The organism is Desulfobotulus mexicanus (assembly GCF_006175995.1).
Lineage (GTDB): Bacteria > Desulfobacterota > Desulfobacteria > Desulfobacterales > ASO4-4 > Desulfobotulus > Desulfobotulus mexicanus.
Genome location: NZ_VDMB01000048.1, coordinates 1 through 6717 on the forward strand (window position 1 = coordinate 1; position 6717 = coordinate 6717).

At 51.7% G+C, this 6717-nt stretch carries 7 protein-coding genes; 1 reads left to right on the top strand and 6 read right to left on the bottom strand.

The window, feature by feature from the left end:
* Positions 1-307 precede the first annotated feature (307 nt).
* From FIM25_RS16550 to FIM25_RS16575, 6 genes are all read right to left on the bottom strand, one after another.
* A complete protein-coding gene (locus tag FIM25_RS16550; RefSeq protein ID WP_139450962.1) occupies positions 308-688 on the bottom strand; it encodes a DUF2190 family protein in 381 nt (126 codons plus the stop codon).
* On the bottom strand, positions 685-2103 hold the full coding sequence (locus tag FIM25_RS16555; protein WP_139450963.1) for a S49 family peptidase: 1419 nt from the start codon (positions 2101-2103) through the stop codon (positions 685-687). Before FIM25_RS16555 ends, FIM25_RS16550 begins: the two co-directional genes overlap by 4 nt.
* A gap of 264 nt (positions 2104-2367) precedes the next feature.
* Entirely contained in the window at positions 2368-2937 is a 570-nt protein-coding gene (locus FIM25_RS16560; RefSeq protein WP_139450964.1) for a hypothetical protein, read from the bottom strand.
* On the bottom strand, positions 2934-3344 hold the full coding sequence (locus tag FIM25_RS16565; RefSeq protein WP_179953478.1) for a hypothetical protein: 411 nt from the start codon (positions 3342-3344) through the stop codon (positions 2934-2936). The genes FIM25_RS16560 and FIM25_RS16565 overlap by 4 nt, the downstream gene beginning before the upstream one ends.
* 608 nt (positions 3345-3952) lie before the next feature.
* A complete protein-coding gene (locus FIM25_RS16570; RefSeq protein ID WP_139450966.1) occupies positions 3953-4756 on the bottom strand; it encodes a BRO-N domain-containing protein in 804 nt (267 codons plus the stop codon).
* A 229-nt stretch (positions 4757-4985) separates the two neighbouring features.
* Entirely contained in the window at positions 4986-5594 is a 609-nt protein-coding gene (locus FIM25_RS16575; protein WP_139450967.1) for a BRO-N domain-containing protein, read from the bottom strand.
* Between the two features lie 449 nt (positions 5595-6043).
* Here FIM25_RS16575 and FIM25_RS16580 point away from each other — a divergent pair, with 449 nt between their 5' ends.
* Complete coding sequence (locus FIM25_RS16580; RefSeq protein ID WP_139450968.1) at positions 6044-6409, top strand: plasmid fertility inhibition factor family protein; 366 nt, start codon at positions 6044-6046, stop codon at positions 6407-6409.
* Positions 6410-6717 lie beyond the last annotated feature (308 nt).

Sequence of the window (6717 nt, forward strand, 5' to 3'; positions counted from 1 at the left end):
CTTCAAGACWGCWTTTAAAAGGTTCAAGGGCTTTCATGACATCTTCAATCGTATTGGGTAATCGCTTTTCAAAGAGTCGTTTGTCATCGTTATCAATGACTACAATAAAATTATTGCTTGAATGCAGGTCGATTCCAGCGTAAGTTTTCATAAGACACCTCCTAAATCCTATTGAGATTTAAGTCTCTTGCCCTTGGTTTCATAGTGCTACTATGAATAGGGAGGTGTCAATTTTTTACAAGACTCGGTGAGGTAGTCCTTTATATGATTATCAGACCCCTTTAAGGGAAAAGGGGTCTGACCCCTTTTAGACGGTTACGGTGGCATGAAAATCATAGGGCAGCACCTCAATGATCTCCCCTGCGGAGGCAGCCGATTTCAGGGCAATACCGATCTTTCTGTAGGTTCCAGCTTCCGAAGGAAGACCCTGAATCCGCCCCTCATCCGCCGCAAAAACCAAATCCAATGCGCTAACGGCTCCGGCGGTTTCCAGCTCCCAGGTGCCGTCCACCCCAAGGTGCTGAACAGAAACCCGTTCCCCTTCCGCCGCATAGGTGGTGGCAAAGCCGACGGGCGTTCCGGCTGCGCTGTTCAGAATCACCTTCTCCCCGTCAAACTGCACAATCCGGAAAGACTCCACACCGCCGGTTCCCACTTCGTAGGATCTTGGCCCGAGAACATAGCTCATGCGGCACCGCCTTTCTGAAGACCAAGGATGTAGGCTTTATGGGCTTCCGGATGTTTGGCCTGCATCTCCCGCATGGCCTCGCCTCTGGAGCAGGCTTTGGCTGCCATATGACCTTCCACCAGAGCCAGAAAATCCGGGCCGCCACCGGGAAGCGCCGCTGCACCCGCAGGCTGTCCACCCGCCGAAACACCGGGAGGGGTCGCTGCCTGCAAAGCCGCGAGAATGTCCGCAGCGGTGGGACCAGTCATTGCAGCTTGCCCCGCAGGGGCGGGAGTCTGGGCATTGGCCTGTCCTCCCTGTCCGTTGGCCTGATTTCCTGCTGGGTTACCCTGTCCGCCATGGGCATTGGCTGCGCCTGCGCCACCCAGAGCCAGAAGCCCTGCATCGGCCATGGCCTTGATCTGATCCGCCTTCAGGCCCAGACCCTGAAGGGTGCGGATTTTGCCAGAAGCTTCCGGCCCTGCCACCATGGCCACCATGGAAAGGATATCCTCCCCGGCTGCGCTGATTTTCGGTGTCAGTTCCGCACGCACCGCATCCCCGCCCTCGGCCCTGATCTGGGCGTAAAGGGCGGGGTGCTCCGCTTTGAGTTTGTTCATATCCATGTTTTCCTCCCTGAGTGCTGCCATAAAGGGTTCGAGACCGGGGGTGATGCGATCCACCAGCCCTTCTCTGAGGGCGTCTTCCGCCAGATAGATCCGGCCATCCGTGGCCCGGATTTTTTCCGGAGAAAGCCCCCGAAGACTGGCGTAGGATTCCGTAAAAATGCCGTACATCCGGTCCAGCCGTTCCTGCACATAGGCCCGGCCCGTATCGTTTAAAGGGTTGTCCGCATTGGGCAGGGCCTTAAAGCTCCCCGCCGAAAGATAGGAAAAGGTGATGCCCGTTTTCTCATTAAAGCGGCTCCAGTCCGCATGGATCTGCAAGACACCGATGCTGCCCACTAAGGCCGTGGCCGGAGCCGCCAGCTCATCGCATACCGAAGACAGCCACAGAGCCGCAGACATACAGGCCCCGTCCACATAGCCCACCACCCGTTTGCCAGATGCGGCCTTGGCCGAAGCCATGTGATCCACCAGCTCTTTGCAGCCCTGCACCGTGCCGCCGGGGGAGTTGAAACAGAGCAGCAGGGTATGGATGCCGGGATCTTCCATGGCCAGATCAAACTGATCCCGCAGGCCTTTGTATCCCGTGCGAAGGGGGGCAAAGGCCCCGGCATAGCCGTAATCCGGCGACAGGGTTCCCGTGACCGGGAGCAGGGCAATGCCGCCGGAGCGGGTGAAAGGCTCCGGATCCGGGCCTTGAGAAGAAGGGATGGCTGTGGGGTGGCGCAGGGCCGAAGCCAGAGCATCCAGAGCCGAAGGTGCTGCGGCCCAGATTTCTGTTTTGAGAAGTTCCAGCATCCGGAAGGGCATGGGGTCCTCGCCTTGGGGGAAAGCGGGGAAAAGTCCCCGCAGAAAAAGTGATAATTTCTGCGGAGATTATAGGGCCTGAATGGGGGGCTTTTTTTAGATGGTGCTTAGATGAGCGTGGATGGATGTTCTTTTTTGCTGAATGGGGCAAGATTTTGCTTGACGGGGGGTGGGGCCTTGGCTGGATAAAACAAAAAACCCCCACACCGAAAGATGCAGGGGCTTTTTATGGATGGTAACCGTAAAAAGGAAACGGGATCTTTTTTCTCAGGCTGTTGCTGTCTGTTGCCGGATATTTTTCTGGAAATCTTCCCTGTAAGCATTGAGCTTATCCAGAGTGGTTTTGATATCAAGGGTTGATTTCATGTTGGTATTGCTCAAGTGCTTGAAAATAAATTTTTTCGACACACTGCTTTTTAACAGCCACTGCAATATTTTGATCTGGACCTTGCTGTTACGTTCAAGCAGAAGGGCTGTGGTATTCATAAATTCAGCCATAACTTCTAAAACCTCAGGATTGTCTACCGATTTTTTAATGATCTCCACTTTTTTATCTTCATCCGAAGAGGTGTGGTATGCCACAAGAGAAGAAATAATCCTGCTGACAGACATGGTTTCTATGGCATTGATATGAAAATTGATTGTTTTGATAATATCTTTATACTCCCAGGAATCTTCTTCAAGCTCCCCGTGAATCACAAGCATAGCCAGCCGATCCCGCAGTTCAAAATATTTGAAGCTGTACTGATCCATGATGATTTTATTGTATCTGTCTATCTGAAGAGCAAAAACATAGAGTACAAATATCAATATCAGCAAGTTGCCCAGAAATATCATTGTCCGTCTCCTTCTTTATCGATCCTTGGGCCGGGCAGAATATAGGATTCTTCACACGCACCGTTGGTAGACCTGTGTTTCTTGATGGTTGTCTTCTGATCCTTATGCATCAGCTCGCTCCGGATGGCGGAGAGGCGGTCTATTTCCCGCTGGTCAATTTCTCTGCTTCTTTTTAAGAGGTAAAACCATCCGGCGTTTGTAGCAACAAGCAAAAAAATCAGGCCACCTTTACCCGTTATAAATTCATTAATCAGGAGTCTTATGATTTCTGCCAGTTCCGTCTCCGGAAGTCTCCATATAATGGATGCCATGATCAGCAGAACCACTAAGCCTGAAAGGGGAAGTATCTTGTTGTTATTGATGAGATTTGAGAATTTATCCACAAGAACGGTCAGAAACCGCCACATGTTGTAATCGGAATCCTGCTTTTCGGTCTGATCGTTTTGTTTTTTCCTGCCCATATATTCTTGGCCCGCATAGCCTTAAATTTAGAAACCATACATATCTTCCCTGATTCTGTAAGGGAATGGGGTGTGATCAGAAGATAGCTCTGTCACCTTTTTAGACCCAAAAAGCCCTAAACTGCAAGGGTTTTCTGCTGATTGCAGTCGTTTGTGGTCCTTTGCAGGCCTTTGTAGTCGTTTGCACGCCCTTGCAATCATTTGAAGGCCTTTGCAGTAACAGAAAGCAGGTCTACAGACCCGGAGTTTCGCATTTTCCTTTTGACATCGGTACTCTGGCGTTGGTAGGATGTATCCAACATACCCGCCATGCCTCTTGGCCGCTGCTCTTACTTTTTAAGAGGGCCAATGCACAAATCGAGCGGGTCTTTTTTTTGTCCGAAAATTCTGCGCACCCCCCTTCCTCCAGTTCCTGTTTTCCCACATCATTTGATGTGGAAAAATGAGAACACTGCCTGCCCCAGAGCGTTGCTGAACCCCGAACGCAAAAAGCCCCCGCACCGAAAAAGGATGCAGGGGCTTTGTTTCCTAAAAGGGGTCAGACCCCTTTTATGTCAAGGCTCCTGGGACTTCCCCATGGTCAGGGTCATGAGAAGATCCTCAAAGGCATCCTCATAATACATGGGATGGGTTTCTCTGGGGTTTTGCGGGGAAACCATATTCTCGCCGAAAGCCAGACCCAGATCCGTGAGGTTCTTGAATTTTCTGACCGCCCCACTGGCTCCGGTGCGCTCCCGCTCCTCCAGCATCCCATTGTTCACCATGAGCTGATTAAATTTGATGGTGCTCATGTCCACGTTGTGTTTTTTTAAAAGGGCCGATGCGGACATGCGCTGGCGGGGTGCTTCCGTGTACTGGGGCAGTACAGATTTATCCAGACCATGGTGGTCATAGATGGCATAACAAAGGGCCAGCCGGGAGTCATCGGAAACCCGGAGCATGTCGGCAACACATTCCGCTGCCCAAAAATCCTGCTGGATCAGGATTTTGAGGGGGTGCTCGTTGCGGGGGATCTGATATGCCCCGGTGCGTCGGATGGAGGGAAGGATATCCCCGTGAATCCACCTGTTCAGCTTTTTTGCCGTTTCGGTACGGCTCTGGGCCACAAGGTAGGTCATGGCGGGCTCGCTGATGATGGTGGACTCCTGGATTCTTCCGAGGGCATCCGGGATGGGGGTAACAGCAATTCCCCCATCTCCGAAAACCTCTGACAGGGATGCCTTTGCAACATGCGGCGGCGTGCTTGTGTCTATGGCCCTCAGTATGTCCGCCAGAACAAACCAATTTTCCCCGTGGATGTCCTTAATCCTTACCTGCCCAAACTCCCGATTTTCAAAAACCTGTACCGCTGTATCCATGTTCCGCTCCCTTTTTTCATAAAAGGGGTCAGCCCCCTTTCAGGTGATAATTTCTGCGGAGAGTATAGGGCCGGAATGGGGGGGCTTTTTCAGATGGTGCTTAGATATGCGTGGATGGGTGTTCTTTTTGGCTGAATGGGGCTTGATTTTGCTTGACGGGGGTTGGGGGCTTATCTGGATAAAACAAAAACCCCCGCACCGAAAACGATGCAGGGGCTTTCTTTATGGATCAGTTCCGGGGCCGGGTTGCGGCATCATGATCCCGGAGGGACTGGAGATAGGCTTCGTGGTGGATATCCGGGCTGAGGACGCAGAGGGTGCGGAGGACATCGTTCACGGAAACGCCCATATCCTGATACAGGCGGCCAAGGGTGGGGAGATCCCGAAGGATGGCGTTCACCTGCGTCACGAGCTTTCGGGCAAGGCGGATCTGGTCTTCCCTGTCCGGGGCTTCCGTGGCAAGGGCCGGAGCCGACACCGAGAAACGGCCTGTTTTGCGGATGGCGGGAAGCACTTCCGAGGCCACCCAGTTGGTGAAGTCTTCGGCGGCGGGTTTGTTGGATCGGAAGGCCAGCTTGTACAGGGCGGGTTCGTTGATGGTGACGAACTCCTGATCCTGCTCGCCGTACACCCCGTGCTGGTTCTGGAGGGGGGTGCGGAAACTCCGCATCCCCCTCCAGTTTTCCGGAATACTGTCCAGTGTGTTGCCCCTCCACGAAATGCCCAGGGCATCACAAACATCTCTGGCAACAAACCAGAGGCTTCCGTTTTCTTCGGTGATGGTTCTTACGGTGTGATCCTGAAAAGTGAAAGCAGTGGTGGGCAGGTTCTGTGTCATGACGGTCTCCTTTGCTGGTGATAGCTGGGAATCCGCCGCCCTTGTGCGAAAAGGGAGACGGAGCTGAGCGGGTTCGCACTACCGGGCAAAGGAGAACCGGCGCTTCCGAAGAAGCCCCGCACAGCTCCGCCATAAGGGTAAGAAAGGGCGCAAAAAATGCGCCTGCATTTCTTTCATGGTGGAGGGCGCTAGCTCCTCTGCTTTCGGGGGTGCGAATCCCGACTGCGGTTTTTTGCCGCAGCATGAAAACAGTACCCAGACCGGAATGGAATGTCAAGACGCTGTTGCGGATGGGGGAAAAAGGCGGAAAATTACGGAAAACGGACGCGGGGGCTTGTCAGGGTCGGATGGGTGGGGTATGGAAAAAGATCGTTTTTTTGAGGGGGCGGTGGGCTGTATAATGCCACATTCTGCATATTATATGGATCTGAATAATATTTTGAGAAAAAATGAAAATTCAAGCTACTCGAAAACAATACATTCCGACTTGGGTTAATGCAGATATTCTCGAGGAACTCTGGAAGGTAAATCACAGCTTCTATGTAGAATCATGGGTCGGTGAGCCACGGATTGGTTGGTTTGCATATGACATACCAGATGTCAGGACTGGATTCCATACTGCTGATATGTATTTGAAAGAAATCGACGGCAAACTGACAGTTGGGTTTATTAACGGGAGACACCGAACGCGTTGGCTTCTTTCAAAGTCGTTAAATTTCTTACCAGTCGGCCTTGAAGACTCTCATTTTGAAAAGGCATGTGAAATTGGTTTGGCTGTAGCACGGGTGCTCGGTCATGAAGAAATCGAGCTCTAACATCCGGTTCTAGCTGACCCCAAAAAGCCGGCGGATTTTCAGCTAAAATGGGTCTGATAATCATATAAAGGACTACCTCACCGAGTCTTGTAAAAAATTGACACCCCCCTATTCATAGTAGCACTATGAAACCAAGGGCAAGAGACTTAAATCTCAATAGGATTTAGGAGGTGTCTTATGAAAACTTACGCTGGAATCGACCTGCATTCAAGCAATAATTTTATTGTAGTCATTGATAACGATGACAAACGACTCTTTGAAAAGCGATTACCCAATACGATTGAAGATGTCATGAAAGCCCTTGAACC

What these genes read in the sequence shown, in the direction of transcription:
- FIM25_RS16580 (WP_139450968.1), top strand. Translation starts at nt 6,044, where the DNA reads ATGAAAATTCAAGCTACTCGAAAACAATACATTCCGACTTGGGTTAAT.
- FIM25_RS16575 (WP_139450967.1), bottom strand. Translation starts at nt 5,594, where the DNA reads ATGACACAGAACCTGCCCACCACTGCTTTCACTTTTCAGGATCACACC.
- FIM25_RS16560 (WP_139450964.1), bottom strand. Translation starts at nt 2,937, where the DNA reads ATGATATTTCTGGGCAACTTGCTGATATTGATATTTGTACTCTATGTT.
- FIM25_RS16570 (WP_139450966.1), bottom strand. Translation starts at nt 4,756, where the DNA reads ATGGATACAGCGGTACAGGTTTTTGAAAATCGGGAGTTTGGGCAGGTA.
- FIM25_RS16555 (WP_139450963.1), bottom strand. Translation starts at nt 2,103, where the DNA reads ATGCCCTTCCGGATGCTGGAACTTCTCAAAACAGAAATCTGGGCCGCA.
- FIM25_RS16565 (WP_179953478.1), bottom strand. Translation starts at nt 3,344, where the DNA reads ATGTGGCGGTTTCTGACCGTTCTTGTGGATAAATTCTCAAATCTCATC.
- FIM25_RS16550 (WP_139450962.1), bottom strand. Translation starts at nt 688, where the DNA reads ATGAGCTATGTTCTCGGGCCAAGATCCTACGAAGTGGGAACCGGCGGT.